At 66.5% G+C, this 17,155-nt stretch carries 8 protein-coding genes and 3 rRNA genes; 8 read left to right on the top strand and 3 right to left on the bottom strand.

Annotated features, from left to right (window positions below):
• Positions 1–113: 113 nt before the first annotated feature.
• Positions 114–2,081 (top strand): acetoacetate--CoA ligase, encoded by a 1,968-nt coding sequence (locus tag J8M50_RS17265; RefSeq protein WP_010360562.1) that lies wholly within the window; start codon positions 114–116, stop codon positions 2,079–2,081.
• Positions 2,082–2,102: 21 nt separating this feature from the next.
• On the opposite strand, the gene J8M50_RS17270 is transcribed toward J8M50_RS17265, so the two are convergent.
• Complete coding sequence (locus J8M50_RS17270) at positions 2,103–3,422, bottom strand: aminotransferase class I/II-fold pyridoxal phosphate-dependent enzyme (protein ID WP_040838765.1); 1,320 nt, start codon at positions 3,420–3,422, stop codon at positions 2,103–2,105.
• 45 nt (positions 3,423–3,467) lie between these two features.
• Between J8M50_RS17270 and J8M50_RS17275 the strand changes: the two genes are divergently transcribed.
• Both J8M50_RS17275 and J8M50_RS17280 read left to right on the top strand, forming a co-directional pair.
• Positions 3,468–4,742, top strand: a complete 1,275-nt coding sequence (locus J8M50_RS17275; RefSeq protein WP_276145586.1) for an MFS transporter — start codon at positions 3,468–3,470, stop codon at positions 4,740–4,742.
• 28 nt (positions 4,743–4,770) lie between these two features.
• Entirely contained in the window at positions 4,771–5,667 is an 897-nt protein-coding gene (locus J8M50_RS17280) for a DUF8829 domain-containing protein (RefSeq protein WP_010360566.1), read from the top strand.
• 87 nt (positions 5,668–5,754) lie between these two features.
• Here J8M50_RS17280 and ptsP read toward each other — a convergent pair whose 3' ends face one another.
• Positions 5,755–7,425, bottom strand: coding sequence for a phosphoenolpyruvate--protein phosphotransferase (gene ptsP, locus J8M50_RS17285; protein WP_010360567.1), 1,671 nt, complete (start codon positions 7,423–7,425; stop codon positions 5,755–5,757).
• A gap of 99 nt (positions 7,426–7,524) precedes the next feature.
• Positions 7,525–7,974 carry a PTS sugar transporter subunit IIA gene (locus tag J8M50_RS17290; protein WP_010360568.1) on the bottom strand — a complete coding sequence of 150 codons (450 nt, stop codon included), beginning with the start codon at positions 7,972–7,974 and terminating at the stop codon, positions 7,525–7,527.
• 673 nt (positions 7,975–8,647) lie between these two features.
• On the opposite strand from J8M50_RS17290, the gene J8M50_RS17295 reads away from it, so the two are divergent.
• The 5 genes from J8M50_RS17295 to J8M50_RS17315 all read left to right on the top strand — a co-directional run bounded on the left by J8M50_RS17295 (position 8,648) and on the right by J8M50_RS17315 (position 17,107).
• Positions 8,648–10,173, top strand: a 16S ribosomal RNA gene (locus J8M50_RS17295).
• 281 nt (positions 10,174–10,454) lie between these two features.
• Positions 10,455–13,578: ribosomal RNA gene (locus J8M50_RS17300) — 23S ribosomal RNA — on the top strand.
• A gap of 86 nt (positions 13,579–13,664) precedes the next feature.
• Positions 13,665–13,781, top strand: a 5S ribosomal RNA gene (gene rrf, locus J8M50_RS17305).
• The 16S, 23S and 5S rRNA genes sit together here, the layout of an rRNA operon.
• 108 nt (positions 13,782–13,889) lie before the next feature.
• Positions 13,890–14,498 carry a cardiolipin synthase ClsA gene (clsA, locus tag J8M50_RS17310; protein ID WP_010350767.1) on the top strand — a complete coding sequence of 203 codons (609 nt, stop codon included), beginning with the start codon at positions 13,890–13,892 and terminating at the stop codon, positions 14,496–14,498.
• 113 nt (positions 14,499–14,611) lie between these two features.
• The gene (locus J8M50_RS17315) at positions 14,612–17,107 is read left to right on the top strand and encodes a mannose-1-phosphate guanyltransferase (RefSeq protein WP_010350768.1); all 2,496 of its coding nucleotides are present in this window, start codon (positions 14,612–14,614) and stop codon (positions 17,105–17,107) included.
• Positions 17,108–17,155: the final 48 nt, after the last annotated feature.

Here is a 17,155-nt window from a genome sequence, read left to right on the forward strand (position 1 = left end):
GATCACGACGTCACGACACCGCCGCGGCGGAGCGCACCCTGGTGCAGAAGTCGATCACATGGCATCGTCCGTGTCAGCCGCCACCCTCACGCGCACCGCCCGGGAGCCGCCCCATGTCGACCTCGAACCCTCGGCCGCTCTGGCAGCCGGACGCCGAGCGTATCGCCCGCGCGAAGGTCACGAAGTTCCAGACCTGGGCGGCACGGCAGCACGGCGCACCCGCCGACGGCGGCTACCCCGCCCTGCACGCGTGGTCGGTCGCCGAACCCGAGGCGTTCTGGACGGCCGTCGCCGAATGGTTCGACGTCCGCTTCTCGACGCCCTACGCGCGCGTGCTGGGCGACCGCTCGATGCCCGGCGCCCAGTGGTTCCCCGGCGCCACCCTCAACTACGCCGAACACGCCCTGCGCCACGCCGCCACGCGCGTGGACGAACCGGCCCTCCTGCACGTCGACGAGACCCACGAGCCCCGCCCGGTCACCTGGTCCGAGCTGCGCCGCCAGGTCGGCTCCCTGGCCGCCGCCCTGCGCCGCCTCGGAGTACGCCCGGGAGACCGCGTGAGCGGCTATCTCCCGAACGTTCCGCAGGCGGTGGTCGCTCTGCTCGCCACGGCCGCCGTGGGCGCCGTATGGACCTCCTGCGCCCCCGACTTCGGCGCCCGCAGCGTCCTCGACCGGTTCCAGCAGGTCGAACCGGTCGTCCTGTTCACCGTCGACGGCTACCGCTACGGCGGCAAGGAGCACGACCGCCGTGAGGCCGTCGCCGAACTGCGCCGCGAACTGCCCACCGTGCGCGCGGTCGTCCACATCCCCCTCCTGGGCACCGACACGCCCGAGGGAGCCCTCGACTGGGCCTCCCTCACGGACGGCGACGAGGACCCCGTCTTCGAACAGGTCCCCTTCGACCACCCCCTGTGGGTCCTGTACTCCTCCGGCACGACCGGCCTGCCCAAGGCCATCGTCCAGTCCCAGGGCGGCATCCTCGTCGAGCACCTCAAACAGCTCGGCCTGCACTGCGACCTCGGCCCCGAGGACGTCCTGTTCTGGTTCACGTCCACCGGCTGGATGATGTGGAACTTCCTGGTCTCCGGCCTCCTCACGGGCACGACGGTCGTCCTGTACGACGGCAGCCCCGGATACCCCGACACGGGCGCGCAGTGGCGTGTCGCCGAACGCACCGGCGCCACCCTCTACGGCACCTCGGCGGCGTACGTGATGGCCTGCCGCAAGGCCGGCGTGCATCCCGCGCGCGACTACGACCTCACGCGCGTGCAGTGCGTCGCCACCACCGGCTCCCCGCTGCCCCCGGACGGCTTCCGCTGGCTGCACGACGAGGTCGGCGCCGACACCTGGATCGCCTCCGTCAGCGGCGGCACCGACGTGTGCTCCTGCTTCGCTGGCGCCGTCCCCACGCTCCCGGTGTACACGGGCGAACTCCAGGCCCCCGGCCTCGGCACCGACCTCCAGGCGTGGGACCCCCAGGGACGGCCCGTGATCGACGAGGTCGGCGAGCTCGTCGTCACCAACCCCATGCCGTCCATGCCGATCCGCTTCTGGAACGACCCCGACGGCAGCCGCTACCACGACAGCTACTTCGACACCTACCCCGGCGTCTGGCGGCACGGCGACTGGATCACCGTCACCGCGCGCGGGTCGGTGATCATCCACGGCCGCTCCGACTCCACGCTCAACCGGCAGGGCGTACGGATGGGCTCCGCCGACATCTACGAGGTCGTCGAACGCCTCCCCGAGATCAGGGAATCCCTGGTCATCGGCGTCGAACAGGCCGACGGCGGCTACTGGATGCCGCTCTTCGTGCACCTGACACCCGGCTCCGTCCTCGACGAGGCCCTCCTCGGCCGCATCCGCGGCACCATCCGCGAACAGCTCTCCCCGCGCCACGTCCCGGACGAGGTCATCGAGGTCCCCGGCATCCCGCACACCCTCACCGGCAAGCGCATCGAGGTCCCCGTCAAACGCCTCCTCCAGGGCACCCCGCTGGAGAAGGCCGTCAACCCGGGCTCCATCGACAACCTCGACCTGCTGGGCTTCTACGAGGACCTCGCCCGCAAACGGGCCTGAGAAAGCCCCTGACGGCCCCTCTCAGCCCCCGTAGGTGGCCTCGGACTCGCCCAGGACCCCGGCGAAGTCCGCGGCCAGCAGCACCCCGTCAGCGGGTTCGAGGCCGGCCACCGAGATCCGGACGCCCGGCCCGGCCGCCAGCCGGAACCGGGCCCCGGCCGCGACCCACCAGCCGCGCGAGCGCAGCCCGTTGACGACCGCCGACTCGTCGCGCACGGGCACCCACACGTTCATCCCGCTCACGCCGTACGCGGCGATCCCGCGCGCGGACAGCTCCCGCAGCAACGCCGTCCTGCGCAGTGCGTACGCCTCGCGCGCACGCGTGACGAGGGCGCGCGTCGCGTCGTCGGTCAGGAGACCGTGCACGGTCTCCTGGAGCAGGTGACTCACCCACCCCGAGGTCAGCAGCAGCCGCCCGTCGTGCCGGGCCAGCGTCGTCGCGTCACAGGCCGCCGCCGCCCATCTGAGGTCGGTGCCGAGGAACTTGCTCACCGTCCGCACGTGCACCCAGCGCGCGGGCCCGCCGTCGGCGAGCGTCCACAGCGGCACGCCGGCCACCTCGGAGGCGTGGTCGTTCTCCACGACCAGCACGTCCGGCGCCGTACGCAGCATCCCGGCGAGCGCGTCCCTGCGCGCACGCGTGAAGGACCCGCCGTACGGGTTCTGTGCGCGCGGGCTGCACACCACCGCCCGCACCCCCGCGCGCAACGCCGCCTCCAGCGCCTCGGGCCGCACCCCCTCGTCGTCCACGGCGACGGGCACGACCCGCAGGCCCAGGGCGGCGACCAGGTCCAGGAGGTGGTGGTAGCCGGGGTCCTCCATGGCGACGGCGTCGCCGGGGCGCAGCTCCACGGAGAGCAGCCGGGCGATCAGATCGAGCGCCCCGTGCGCGAACGTCACGTGCTCCACCGGCACACCGTCCGGCGCGAGCCAGTCCCGTACGGCCTCTTCGAGGCGGGCCAGCCTCGGCATCGAGCGGTGGGAGCGGGCGCCGGGGGAGAGGCGCGAGGGCGGCACCAGACCGGGGAGCAGCGCCGGATCGGGATGGCCGCCGGCGAGGTCCCGCAGGCCCTCCGGGACCTTCGGCGGACGGCGCGGCGCCACCGACGGCACCTCCGCCACCACCGTCCCGCCCCGCCCCCGGGTCACGACGATGCCCCGCGCGCGGAGCTCCTTGTAGGCGGTGGCGACCGTCCCGGGACTCACCCCGAGGCCGTCCGCGAGCCGCCGTACCGGGGGCAGCGCGGCGCCCGGCCCCAAGGAGCCGTCGGACACGCCCCGTTCCACGGACGCGGCAATCTCCTTGGCCGTCGTCCCCGTGATCGCATATTGTGTTGCCACATTCGACATTATGTATCAATACAAAAAACGACGCAAGGGGGAATCGTGGCGCTGACGCGTCGAAAAACCACTGGAGAACCCCGCATACCCGGCGGCCCCGACGGCCGCCGCATGGTCGTCATCGCCCTCGTCGACCGCATCGGCAGCGGCCTGTGGGCCACCGTCTCCGTCCTGTACTTCACCTACGTCGCCCACCTCTCCCTCACCGAGGTCGGCACCCTCGCCGCCGTCGCCGGAGCCCTCGGCATCGCCGGTGCCCCCAGCGGCGGCCTGCTCGCCGACCGCTTCCCGCTCACCCGCGTCCTCGTCGCCGTCCAACTCCTGCGCGCCGTAGCCTCCTTCGGCCTCCTCACCACCGACCACTTCGCCCTCCTCCTCGCCCTCACCGCGCTCGGCGGCTTCGGCGACCGCGCGAGCAGCGTCCTCACCAAGCTCTACGCCACCCGCGTCGCCGGCCCCGACCGCATCCGCTACCAGGCCGTCCAACGCACCGTCGCCAACGCCGGCTGGGCCATCGGCGGCCTCGTGGCGGCAGTCGGCCTCGCCCTCGGCGGCACCGCCGCCTACCGCTGGCTCCTCCTCGGCGACGCCCTCTCCTTCACCGCCGTCGCCCTGCTCACCCTGCGCTGCGGCGAACCCGCCTCACCCGCCCGCACCGTCGCCGGCTCCGGCACCCCGGCGCAGCCGGCCCGGCCGCGAGGCCCCTGGCGCGACCGCACCTACCTCGTGTACGTCGCCACCGAAGCCGTCCTCTTCCTCGACGACGCCGTCTTCAAGGTCGGCCTCCCGCTGTGGATCGTCCACCTCGACACCGCACCGCACGGCCTCGCACCCCTGCTCATGGTCCTCAACAACGTCCTCGTCGTGGCCCTCCAGGTCCCCATGGCCCGCTTCGGCGCGACCACCGCCGCCGCCCGCGCCCTCCTCCTCCCGCTCTCGGCCGCCTTCGCCGCGGGCGGCGCCGCCATGGCCCTGGCCGCAGGCGGCGGAGCCGTCACCGCGACCCTGCTCCTCACCGCCGCGGCCACCGCCTTCACCCTCGCCGAGATCCTCCACGCCACCGTCTCCTGGGAACTCTCCGTCGCCCTCGCCCCCGACACCGTCCAGGGCGCCTACCTCGGCGTCCACGGCCTCGCCCAGTCCGCCCAGCGCGCCGTCGGACCACTCGCCGTCACCGCCGCTATCGCCACCGGCCCCCTCGGCTGGGCCTCATTCGGCACCGTCATCGCCCTGACCTGCGGAATCCAGCACCGACTCGTACGAGCCAGGCTCGCGCAGACCCCGTTGTCAGTGCCGCCGGTTACTGTGAGTGAGCATTGACCGAACGCTCTGCACACAGGGGGAAACCATGACCCACACCGACCAGCGGACCCTGCGCCGGGACCTGCGCCGCGAGATCGCCGGCACCATCGGCCTCCTCACCGACGAGCACGACTTCCGCGCCATGCGCCGCTACCGCACCTTCACCTTCGACGACCACACCACCTACCTCCGCCAGGTCGAAGCCGTCCTCAAGACCCGCGCCGCCGAAGGCACCCACACCAGCCTCGCCCTCTTCGACCCCCAGGACTACGCCGAATACTGCGCCGACCACGGCCTCGACCCCGACACCCCACAGACCCGAGGCCGCTACACGGCCGAACTCGCCGCCACCGGCCCCGTCATCGCCTACGACGGCGCTCCCCTCGCCGACCTCGTCCCCACCCTCGTCGACGAAGCGGTCCGCCGCGCCACCTGGGAGTACGCCGCGACACTCCTCGCCCGCCTCGGCGCCTGCGCCTCCTGCGGCGAGGACATCGGCCGGGCCGCCTTCACCCGCGCCTCCGCCCTCCTCACCCGCATCCTCGACAGCGCACCACCCGGCCACCGTCACCTCGTGTGCAGCGTCTCCACCGCACCCGAAACCCTCATCGCCGTCCTGCACGCCGAATCCGTCCCCGACGGCACCACCCGCCTCGACGAGGCCGAAGCCCTGGAGTTCACCACGATCCTGGCCCTCGGCATCGCCACCCACAGCCCCGGCGGACTCGTCCTGCGCGTCACCGCCCCCGGCACCCGCGACCGCGTCCACGGCTGGCGCCTGCGCGGCGAGGACCTCGAACCCCTCACCGCCGCCGAGGTCTTCGACGCCTACTGCACCGACGCCGAGTCCGGCGACCTGATCTCCCCCGAGTCCGACGTCGACTACTGCGCCCCGCCCGACCTCGGAGACGACCCCCTGCCCCCGACCGACCACCACCACTGACCAGGACAAGACACCGGACGACGCCAGGGGCGCCCCACCCGAAGGCGGGACGCCCCTGAACCCGGACCAGAGGAGCAGGCCCCTCGACTACTCGCCCGACAGCACCGCCTGAGCCGCGGCCCGCGCCTCCTCGGCACTGTCCGTCGCCCGCGCCGCCGCAGCGGCCCGCTCGCACTGCGCCAGCGTGTGCTTCGCCAGCGCCGCCCGCACATAAGGAATCGAAGCCGACCCCATCGAGAGCGAGGTGACCCCCAGACCGGTCAGCACACACGCGAGCAGCGGATCCGCCGCGGCCTCACCGCAGACGCCACAGCTCTTGCCCTCGGCCCGCGCCGCCTCCGCGGACAGCGCGACCAGGTCCAGCAGCGCCGGCTGCCACGGATCCTGGAGCCGGGAGACCGCACCCACCTGCCGGTCGGCGGCGAACGTGTACTGCGCCAGGTCGTTCGTGCCCAGCGACAGGAACTCGACCTCCTGGAGGATCGACCGCGCCCGCAGCGCCGCCGAAGGGATCTCCACCATCGCCCCGAACTTCGCCCGCAGCCCCGCCGCACGGCATGCGTCCGCGAACGCCTTCGCGTCCGCCCGGTCCGCCACCATCGGCGCCATCACCTCAAGGTGCACCGGCAACCCCTCGGCGGCCTCGGCCAACGCCGCCAGCTGCGTCCGCAGCACATCGGGGTGCTCCAGCAGCGACCGCAGCCCCCGCACACCCAACGCCGGGTTCGGCTCGTCGGCCGGCGTCAGGAAGTCCAGCGGTTTGTCCGCGCCCGCGTCCAGCACCCGCACGACGACCCGGCCCTCGGGAAACGCCTCCAGCACCTGCCGGTACGCCTCGACCTGCTTCTCCCGCGACGGCGCCTTCTTGCTGTCGTCCAGGAACAGGAACTCCGTACGGAACAGCCCGACGCCCTCCGCGCCCGCCTCCACAGCAGCCGGTACGTCCGCCGGACCACCGACGTTCGCCAGCAACGGCACCTTGTGCCCGTCGGCGGTCAGCCCCGGACCCGTCGACGCGGCCAGCGCGGCCTTACGCGCGGCGGCAGCGGCCGTCAGCTCGGCCTTCCGCTCCTCACCCGGCTCCACGAAGACCTCACCGGAACTCCCGTCCACGGCGATCACCGTGCCCTCGGCCAGCTCCCCGGCCCCCGGCAGCGCCACCACGGCCGGCACCCCGAGCGCCCGTGCCAGAATCGCGCTGTGACTGGTGGGCCCGCCCTCCTCGGTCACGAACCCGAGCACCAGCGCCGGATCCAGCAACGCCGTGTCGGCCGGCGCCAGATCCCGCGCCACCAGCACGTACGGCTCGTCACTGTCCGGCACACCGGGCATCGGCACCCCCAGCAGCCGCGCGACGATCCGGTTCCGTACGTCGTCGAGGTCGGCCACCCGCCCGGCGAGGTACTCCCCGGCACCCGCGAGCAGCTCGCGGTACGAGGCGAAGGCGTCGTACACGGCACGCTCGGCCGTGCTGCCGACGGCGATCCGCCGGTCCACGTCGGCCATCAGCTCGGGGTCCTGCGCCATCATCGCCTGTGCTTCGAGGACCGCCTGGGCCTCGCCGCCGGCCAGGTTGCCGCGCGCGGTCAGATCGGCCGCCACCGCGTCCACGGCCTGGCGGGCGCGGCCCTGCTCGCGCTCCGCCTCGTCGGCCGGGATCTGCTTGGCGGGCGGTTCCAGGACCGCCGTCCCCATGTGCCTTACCTGGCCGATCGCCACACCGTGGCTCACACCGACGCCTCGCAGCGTTGTCTCCATCTCACCGTCTCCGATAGTTGCGACGGCACGCGCGCCGCCGCGATGGTCGTGCCTGTCCACCGGCCGTCGGCCTACAGCCGGTGTGTCACTGCTGTTGTGTCACTGCCAGGAGAACAGAACGTCCCCGGACTTCACATCGCCATCCTCGCGTACGTCACCGAGGGAGTCGGCCGTGGCCTCCAGCGCCACCACCGGGCACACGGGGGACTTGCCGGCCTCTTCCACGGCCGCCGGGTTCCAGCGCACGACCGCCTGTCCGCGCGTGACGGTGTCGCCCTTGTTCACCAGCAGATCGAAGCCCTGCCCGTTGAGCTGCACGGTGTCGATGCCGAGGTGGACGAGGACACCGTGTCCTTCGGCGTCGACCACCACGAACGCGTGCGGGTGGAGAGAGACGACGACACCGTCCACGGGAGCGACGGCCTCGGAGGGCTCACGCACCGGGTCGATCGCCGTACCCGGGCCGACCATGGCACCGGAGAAGACCGGATCCGGCACGGCGGCCAGTCCGATGGCGCGTCCTGCGAGCGGGGACGTCACGGTGGTCACGGAGTGCCTCCCAGAGGGTGGAGGGGATGGAGCTGTACATGGATCGTCACTGCCTGTCTCCGGCAGCGCACTGTGCAGCAGCGTATGTCATATGAAGTACCAGTTCCGCACGAGAGTTCCCGATCTGCGGTCTAGACCACTGGTCCAGACCTGACCCTAATCGATTTGCGTGCCGTCTGGCGCCGCGTGTACAGTCGTACCCCTGCTTGAGGGCGAGTGACGCGGTCTCGCGTATCGCTCCGAGTAGCTTCCAACTAGCTCAGACTCCTTTTCCTAAGGCTTCTTTCTGCATGCTCGCAGAACGGTGGTCAGAGGGACCCGGAGAACCTGATAAAGTCGGAACCGCCGGAAAGGAAACCGCGAAACAAAAGCGGAAACCTGGAAAGCACCGAGGAAATCGGATCGGAAAAAGATCTGATAGAGTCGGAAACGCAAGACCGAAGGGAAAAGCCCGGAGGAAAGCCCGAGAGGGTGAGTACGAAGGAAGCGTCCGTTCCTTGAGAACTCAACAGCGTGCCAAAAATCAACGCCAGATTAGTTGATACCCCGTCCCCGGCCGATGGCCGAGGATGAGGTTCCTTTGAAACAAACACAGCGAGGACGCTGTGAACGGTCGGATCATTCCTCCGATCGTTCCGCTCTTCTGTGTTGTGCACCGGATTACCGGTAAACATTCACGGAGAGTTTGATCCTGGCTCAGGACGAACGCTGGCGGCGTGCTTAACACATGCAAGTCGAACGATGAAGCCCTTCGGGGTGGATTAGTGGCGAACGGGTGAGTAACACGTGGGCAATCTGCCCTTCACTCTGGGACAAGCCCTGGAAACGGGGTCTAATACCGGATATCACTCCTGCCTGCATGGGCGGGGGTCGAAAGCTCCGGCGGTGAAGGATGAGCCCGCGGCCTATCAGCTTGTTGGTGAGGTAATGGCTCACCAAGGCGACGACGGGTAGCCGGCCTGAGAGGGCGACCGGCCACACTGGGACTGAGACACGGCCCAGACTCCTACGGGAGGCAGCAGTGGGGAATATTGCACAATGGGCGGAAGCCTGATGCAGCGACGCCGCGTGAGGGATGACGGCCTTCGGGTTGTAAACCTCTTTCAGCAGGGAAGAAGCGAAAGTGACGGTACCTGCAGAAGAAGCGCCGGCTAACTACGTGCCAGCAGCCGCGGTAATACGTAGGGCGCAAGCGTTGTCCGGAATTATTGGGCGTAAAGAGCTCGTAGGCGGCTTGTCGCGTCGGATGTGAAAGCCCGGGGCTTAACCCCGGGTCTGCATTCGATACGGGCAGGCTAGAGTTCGGTAGGGGAGATCGGAATTCCTGGTGTAGCGGTGAAATGCGCAGATATCAGGAGGAACACCGGTGGCGAAGGCGGATCTCTGGGCCGATACTGACGCTGAGGAGCGAAAGCGTGGGGAGCGAACAGGATTAGATACCCTGGTAGTCCACGCCGTAAACGGTGGGAACTAGGTGTTGGCGACATTCCACGTCGTCGGTGCCGCAGCTAACGCATTAAGTTCCCCGCCTGGGGAGTACGGCCGCAAGGCTAAAACTCAAAGGAATTGACGGGGGCCCGCACAAGCAGCGGAGCATGTGGCTTAATTCGACGCAACGCGAAGAACCTTACCAAGGCTTGACATACACCGGAAACGGCCAGAGATGGTCGCCCCCTTGTGGTCGGTGTACAGGTGGTGCATGGCTGTCGTCAGCTCGTGTCGTGAGATGTTGGGTTAAGTCCCGCAACGAGCGCAACCCTTGTCCTGTGTTGCCAGCGTGCCCTTCGGGGTGACGGGGACTCACAGGAGACCGCCGGGGTCAACTCGGAGGAAGGTGGGGACGACGTCAAGTCATCATGCCCCTTATGTCTTGGGCTGCACACGTGCTACAATGGCAGGTACAAAGAGCTGCGAAACCGTGAGGTGGAGCGAATCTCAAAAAGCCTGTCTCAGTTCGGATTGGGGTCTGCAACTCGACCCCATGAAGTCGGAGTTGCTAGTAATCGCAGATCAGCATTGCTGCGGTGAATACGTTCCCGGGCCTTGTACACACCGCCCGTCACGTCACGAAAGTCGGTAACACCCGAAGCCGGTGGCCCAACCCCTTGTGGGAGGGAGCTGTCGAAGGTGGGACTGGCGATTGGGACGAAGTCGTAACAAGGTAGCCGTACCGGAAGGTGCGGCTGGATCACCTCCTTTCTAAGGAGCACAGTACCGATTGCAGGCAGATGTTCTGCACGGTCAGCTCATGGGTGGAACGTTGATTATTCGGCCAGGTTCTGGGTCGGAGGCATTGCAGGTACTGTCCGCAAGGGCGTGGAAAGCATGATCTCCGGACGAGGGTCTGGTCGGGCACGCTGTTGGGTGTCTGAGGGAATGAACCCCCTCATGATGCCGACCCCAGTGAACTTCGGCCAAGGCCGGGGGTGATGGGTGGTTGGTCGTTGTTTGAGAACTGCACAGTGGACGCGAGCATCTGTGGCCAAGTTTTTAAGGGCGCACGGTGGATGCCTTGGCACCAGGAACCGATGAAGGACGTGGGAGGCCACGATAGTCCCCGGGGAGCCGTCAACCAGGCTTTGATCCGGGGGTTTCCGAATGGGGAAACCCGGCAGTCGTCATGGGCTGTCACCCATACCTGAACACATAGGGTATGTGGAGGGAACGAGGGGAAGTGAAACATCTCAGTACCCTCAGGAAGAGAAAACAACCGTGATTCCGGGAGTAGTGGCGAGCGAAACCGGATGAGGCCAAACCTACGACGTGTGAGACCCGGCAGGGGTTGCGTCGTGGGGGTTGTGGGATCTCTCTTTCACAGTCTGCCGGCTGTGAGGCGAGTCAGAAACCGTTGATGTAGGCGAAGGACATGCGAAAGGTCCGGCGTAGAGGGTAAGACCCCCGTAGTCGAAACGTCAACGGCTCGTTTGAGAGACACCCAAGTAGCACGGGGCCCGAGAAATCCCGTGTGAATCTGGCGGGACCACCCGCTAAGCCTAAATATTCCCTGGTGACCGATAGCGGATAGTACCGTGAGGGAATGGTGAAAAGTACCGCGGGAGCGGAGTGAAATAGTACCTGAAACCGTGTGCCTACAAGCCGTGGGAGCGTCGCGCATCGAGTTTACTCGGTGCGTCGTGACTGCGTGCCTTTTGAAGAATGAGCCTGCGAGTTTGCGGTGTGTTGCGAGGTTAACCCGGGTGGGGTAGCCGTAGCGAAAGCGAGTCCGAACAGGGCGATTCAGTAGCACGCTCAAGACCCGAAGCGGAGTGATCTAGCCATGGGCAGGTTGAAGCGGAGGTAAGACTTCGTGGAGGACCGAACCCACCAGGGTTGAAAACCTGGGGGATGACCTGTGGTTAGGGGTGAAAGGCCAATCAAACTCCGTGATAGCTGGTTCTCCCCGAAATGCATTTAGGTGCAGCGTCGTGTGTTTCTTGCCGGAGGTAGAGCACTGGATAGGCGATGGGCCCTACCGGGTTACTGACCTTAGCCAAACTCCGAATGCCGGTAAGTGAGAGCGCGGCAGTGAGACTGTGGGGGATAAGCTCCATGGTCGAGAGGGAAACAGCCCAGAGCATCGACTAAGGCCCCTAAGCGTACGCTAAGTGGGAAAGGATGTGGAGTCGCAGAGACAACCAGGAGGTTGGCTTAGAAGCAGCCACCCTTGAAAGAGTGCGTAATAGCTCACTGGTCTAGTGATTCCGCGCCGACAATGTAGCGGGGCTCAAGCGTACCGCCGAAGTCGTGTCATTGCAGCATATAGGGCCAACGCCTGCTGTGATGGGTAGGGGAGCGTCGTGTGCCGGGTGAAGCTGCGCCGGAAGGCAGTGGTGGACGGTTCACGAGTGAGAATGCAGGCATGAGTAGCGATTCACACGTGGGAAACGTGTGCGCCGATTGACTAAGGGTTCCTGGGTCAAGCTGATCTGCCCAGGGTAAGTCGGGACCTAAGGCGAGGCCGACAGGCGTAGTCGATGGATAACCGGTTGATATTCCGGTACCCGCTGTGAAGCGTCAAACATTGAATCCAGTGATGCTAAGGCCGTGAAGCCGTTCCGGACCCTTCGGGGAAAGGAAAGTGGTGGAGCCGCTGAACCGATCTGGTAGTAGGTGAGTGATGGGGTGACGCAGGAAGGTAGTCCAGCCCGGGCGATGGTAGTCCCGGGGTAAGGGTGTAGGCCGAGTGGTAGGCAAATCCGCCGCTCATCAAGGCTGAGACCTGATGCCGAGCCGATTGTGGTGAAGTGGATGATCCTATGCTGTCGAGAAAAGCCTCTAGCGAGTTTCATGGCGGCCCGTACCCTAAACCGACTCAGGTGGTCAGGTAGAGAATACCGAGGCGTTCGGGTGAACTATGGTTAAGGAACTCGGCAAAATGCCCCCGTAACTTCGGGAGAAGGGGGGCCATCACTGGTGAGAGGACTTGCTCCTTGAGCTGGGGGTGGCCGCAGAGACCAGCGAGAAGCGACTGTTTACTAAAAACACAGGTCCGTGCGAAGCCGTAAGGCGATGTATACGGACTGACGCCTGCCCGGTGCTGGAACGTTAAGGGGACCGGTTAGTCACATTTCGGTGTGGCGAAGCTGAGAACTTAAGCGCCAGTAAACGGCGGTGGTAACTATAACCATCCTAAGGTAGCGAAATTCCTTGTCGGGTAAGTTCCGACCTGCACGAATGGCGTAACGACTTCTCGACTGTCTCAACCATAGGCCCGGTGAAATTGCACTACGAGTAAAGATGCTCGTTTCGCGCAGCAGGACGGAAAGACCCCGGGACCTTTACTACAGTTTGATATTGGTGTTCGGTTCGGCTTGTGTAGGATAGCTGGGAGACTTTGAAGCGGCCACGCCAGTGGTTGTGGAGTCGTCGTTGAAATACCAGTCTGGTCGTGCTGGATGTCTAACCTGGGTCCGTGATCCGGATCAGGGACAGTGTCTGATGGGTAGTTTAACTGGGGCGGTTGCCTCCTAAAGAGTAACGGAGGCGCCCAAAGGTTCCCTCAGCCTGGTTGGTAATCAGGTGTTGAGTGTAAGTGCACAAGGGAGCTTGACTGTGAGACCGACGGGTCGAGCAGGGACGAAAGTCGGGACTAGTGATCCGGCGGTGGCTTGTGGAAGCGCCGTCGCTCAACGGATAAAAGGTACCCCGGGGATAACAGGCTGATCTTCCCCAAGAGTCCATATCGACGGGATGGTTTGGCACCTCGATGTCGGCTCGTCGCATCCTGGGGCTGGAGTCGGTCCCAAGGGTTGGGCTGTTCGCCCATTAAAGCGGTACGCGAGCTGGGTTTAGAACGTCGTGAGACAGTTCGGTCCCTATCCGCTGCGCGCGCAGGAACATTGAGAAGGGCTGTCCCTAGTACGAGAGGACCGGGACGGACGAACCTCTGGTGTGCCAGTTGTTCTGCCAAGGGCATGGCTGGTTGGCTACGTTCGGGAGGGATAACCGCTGAAAGCATCTAAGCGGGAAGCCTGCTTCGAGATGAGTGTTCCCACCTCCTTGAGAGGGTAAGGCTCCCAGTAGACGACTGGGTTGATAGGCCAGATCTGGAAGCACCGTAAGGTGTGGAGGTGACTGGTACTAATAGGCCGAGGGCTTGTCCTCAGTTGCTCGCGTCCACTGTGTTGGTTCTGAAACCACGAACAACCCCGTATGGCCATATACGGTGCGGTTGATGTGTTTCATAGTGTTTCGGTGGTTATAGCGTGAGGGAAACGCCCGGTTACATTCCGAACCCGGAAGCTAAGCCTTACAGCGCCGATGGTACTGCAGGGGGGACCCTGTGGGAGAGTAGGACGCCGCCGAACTCCTTTTATAGCTCTGGCTCTTGGGCACATGCCCAGGAGCCAGAGCTTTTTTGCGTTGAGGTAGGGTCAAGGTGCATCGTTGGCTCATTTTCTACTGGAGGCCCCCGGGTGGAGGTCCAGGAGACCCGTGTCCAGACTGACCGGGTCCTCACCATCCCGAACATCCTCAGCATGGCGCGTCTTGTCGGCGTGCCGATCTTTCTGTGGCTGATTCTCAGGCCCGAGTTCGGGGGGCCGAAGAGCGACGGCTGGGCGTTTCTGGTGCTCGCGCTGAGCGGTATCAGCGACTACCTGGACGGCAAGCTCGCCCGGAAGTGGAACCAGATCAGCAGTCTCGGCCGGCTGCTCGATCCGGCGGCGGACCGGCTGTACATTCTCTCGACGCTCGTCGGCCTCACCTGGCGCGAGATTCTCCCGCTCTGGTTGACGGCTGTACTTCTCGCGCGAGAACTGGTCCTCCTGGTGATGGTGGGCATCCTCAGGCGGCACGGCTATCCGCCGCCGCAGGTGAACTTCCTCGGGAAGGCCGCGACCTTCAACCTGATGTACGCCTTCCCGCTGTTGCTGCTCAGTGACGGAAGTGGCTGGCTCGCGTCACTCGGTGCGATTTTCGGCTGGGCGTTCGCAGGGTGGGGTACAACGCTGTATTGGTGGGCAGGAGTCCTCTACGTGGTACAGGTCCGCCGCCTGATTCGTGCGGACGCCATGGCCGACTGAGCTCGCCGATGGGCGTCAGCAGTGCCTCGATGGCCCGCGGCCGAGATCTGCGGGACAATCTGGACGGGTGAAGTCGGCTAGACCGTCGTTTCTTCAAGGAGGACGCTTCCGACATGAAGGCCGTCGTGATGGCCGGAGGCGAGGGCACACGCCTTCGTCCCATGACCTCAAGCATGCCCAAACCGCTCCTGCCGGTGGCCAACAGGCCGATCATGGAGCACGTTCTGAGGCTGCTCAAAAGGCATGGTCTCAACGAGACCGTCGTTACTGTCCAGTTCCTGGCATCGCTGGTCAAGAACTACTTCGGTGATGGCGAAGAGCTCGGAATGGAGCTCAGCTATGCCAACGAGGAGAAGCCACTCGGTACCGCCGGGAGCGTCAAGAACGCCGAAGCGGCGTTGAAGGACGATGCTTTCCTCGTCATCTCCGGCGATGCGCTGACCGACTTCGACCTCACCGACCTCATCGCTTTCCACAAGGAGAAGGGGGCGCTGGTCACGGTCTGTCTGACCAGGGTCCCCAACCCGCTGGAATTCGGGATCACGATCGTCGACGAGGAGGGCAAGGTCGAGCGGTTCCTCGAAAAGCCGACCTGGGGCCAGGTCTTCTCCGACACGGTGAACACCGGGATCTACGTCATGGAGCCCGAGGTCTTCGACTATGTCGAGGCCGATGTGCCGGTGGACTGGTCCGGTGACGTCTTCCCGCAGCTGATGAAGGAAGGCAAGCCGGTCTACGGCTATATCGCCGAGGGCTACTGGGAGGACGTCGGGACGCACGAGAGCTATGTGAAGGCCCAGGCCGACGTCCTCGAAGGCAAGGTCGACGTCGAGATCGACGGGTTCGAGATCTCGCCGGGCGTCTGGGTCGCCGAAGGCGCCGACGTACATCCCGACGCCGTACTGCGCGGTCCGCTGTACATCGGGGACTACGCGAAGGTCGAGGCCGGGGCGGAGATCCGGGAGCATACGGTCGTCGGGTCGAACGTCGTCGTCAAGAGCGGGGCGTTTCTGCACAAGGCGGTCGTGCACGACAACGTGTACGTCGGGCAGCAGAGCAATCTGCGGGGCTGTGTCGTCGGGAAGAACACCGACATCATGCGGGCCGCGCGGATCGAGGACGGCGCGGTCATCGGGGACGAGTGCCTGATCGGCGAGGAGTCGATCGTCCAGGGGAATGTACGGGTCTATCCGTTCAAGACGATCGAGGCCGGCGCGTTCGTCAACACCTCGGTGATCTGGGAGTCGCGCGGTCAGGCGCATCTCTTCGGCGCCCGGGGGGTGTCGGGGATCCTGAACGTCGAGATCACCCCGGAGCTGGCCGTACGGCTGGCCGGGGCCTATGCGACGACCCTGAAGAAGGGGGCGACCGTCACCACGGCCCGCGATCACTCGCGTGGCGCGCGGGCGCTGAAGCGGGCGGTGATCTCCGCGTTGCAGGCGAGCGCCATCGACGTACGGGACCTGGAGAACGTACCGCTGCCCGTGGCGCGGCAGCAGACCGCGAGAGGGAGTGCGGGCGGGATCATGATCCGGACCTCGCCCGGGGTGCCGGACTCGGTGGACATCATGTTCTTCGACGGGCAGGGGGCCGATCTTTCGCAGGCCAGTCAGCGGAAGCTGGACCGGGTGTTCGCGCGGCAGGAGTACCGGCGGGCGTTCCCCGGGGAGATCGGGGACCTGCATTTTCCGGCGAGCGTGTTCGACTCGTACACGGGGTCGTTGCTGCGGAACGTCGACACGTCCGGGGTCGCGGAGTCCGGGCTGAAGGTCGTCGTGGACGCGTCGAACGGGAGCGCCGGGCTCGTTCTGCCGAGTCTGCTGGGGAAGCTCGGGGTGGACTCGCTGACCGTCAATCCGGGGCTCGACGAGGCGCGGCCGACGGAGACGGGGGACATGCGGCGCGGCGGGCTGGTGCGGCTCGGGGAGATCGTGGCGTCGTCGCGGGCCGCGTTCGGGGTGCGGTTCGACCCCGTCGGTGAGCGGCTGTCGCTCGTCGACGAGAAGGGGCGGATCATCGAGGACGACCGGGCGCTGCTGGTGATGCTCGACCTGGTGGCCGCCGAGCGGCGCAGCGGGCGGGTGGCGATGCCGGTGACGACGACGCGGATCGCCGAGCAGGTCGCGGCGTACCACGGCACACAGGTCGAGTGGACGACGACGTCGCCGGACGACCTGACGCGGGTCGGGCGCGAGGAGGCGACGATCTTCGGCGGGGACGGCAAGGGCGGGTTCATCATCCCGGAGTTCAGCGGGGTGTTCGACGGGACCGCCGCCTTCGTACGGCTGATCGGGCTGGTCGCGCGGACGCAGTTGACGTTGAGTCAGATCGATGCGCGGATTCCGCGGGCGCATGTCCTGAAGCGCGATGTGGCGACCCCGTGGGCCGTCAAGGGGCTGGTGATGCGGCGGGTCGTCGAAGAGGCCGGAGAGCGCTTCGTGGACACCACGGACGGCGTGCGGGTGGTCGAGACGGACGGGCGCTGGGTGATGGTGCTGCCCGATCCGGCCGAGGCGGTCACCCATCTGTGGGCCGAAGGGCCGGACGACGCCTCAGCGCAGGCCCTGCTGGACGAGTGGTCGTCGGTGGTGGACGGCGCCGGCAGCTGAAGCCGGGCACCCGCGCGCGTGCCGGACAAGTGTCCCCAAGGGGGCCTG

The sequence above is a fragment of the Streptomyces acidiscabies genome, from assembly GCF_020010905.1.
GTDB classification, from domain to species: domain Bacteria; phylum Actinomycetota; class Actinomycetes; order Streptomycetales; family Streptomycetaceae; genus Streptomyces; species Streptomyces acidiscabies.

Excerpts from the sequence above, each read along its gene's own strand:
- J8M50_RS17265 (WP_010360562.1), top strand. The coding sequence starts at position 114 with ATGTCGACCTCGAACCCTCGGCCGCTCTGGCAGCCGGACGCCGAGCGT.
- J8M50_RS17280 (WP_010360566.1), top strand. The coding sequence starts at position 4,771 with ATGACCCACACCGACCAGCGGACCCTGCGCCGGGACCTGCGCCGCGAG.
- ptsP (WP_010360567.1), bottom strand. The coding sequence starts at position 7,425 with ATGGAGACAACGCTGCGAGGCGTCGGTGTGAGCCACGGTGTGGCGATC.
- J8M50_RS17315 (WP_010350768.1), top strand. The coding sequence starts at position 14,612 with ATGAAGGCCGTCGTGATGGCCGGAGGCGAGGGCACACGCCTTCGTCCC.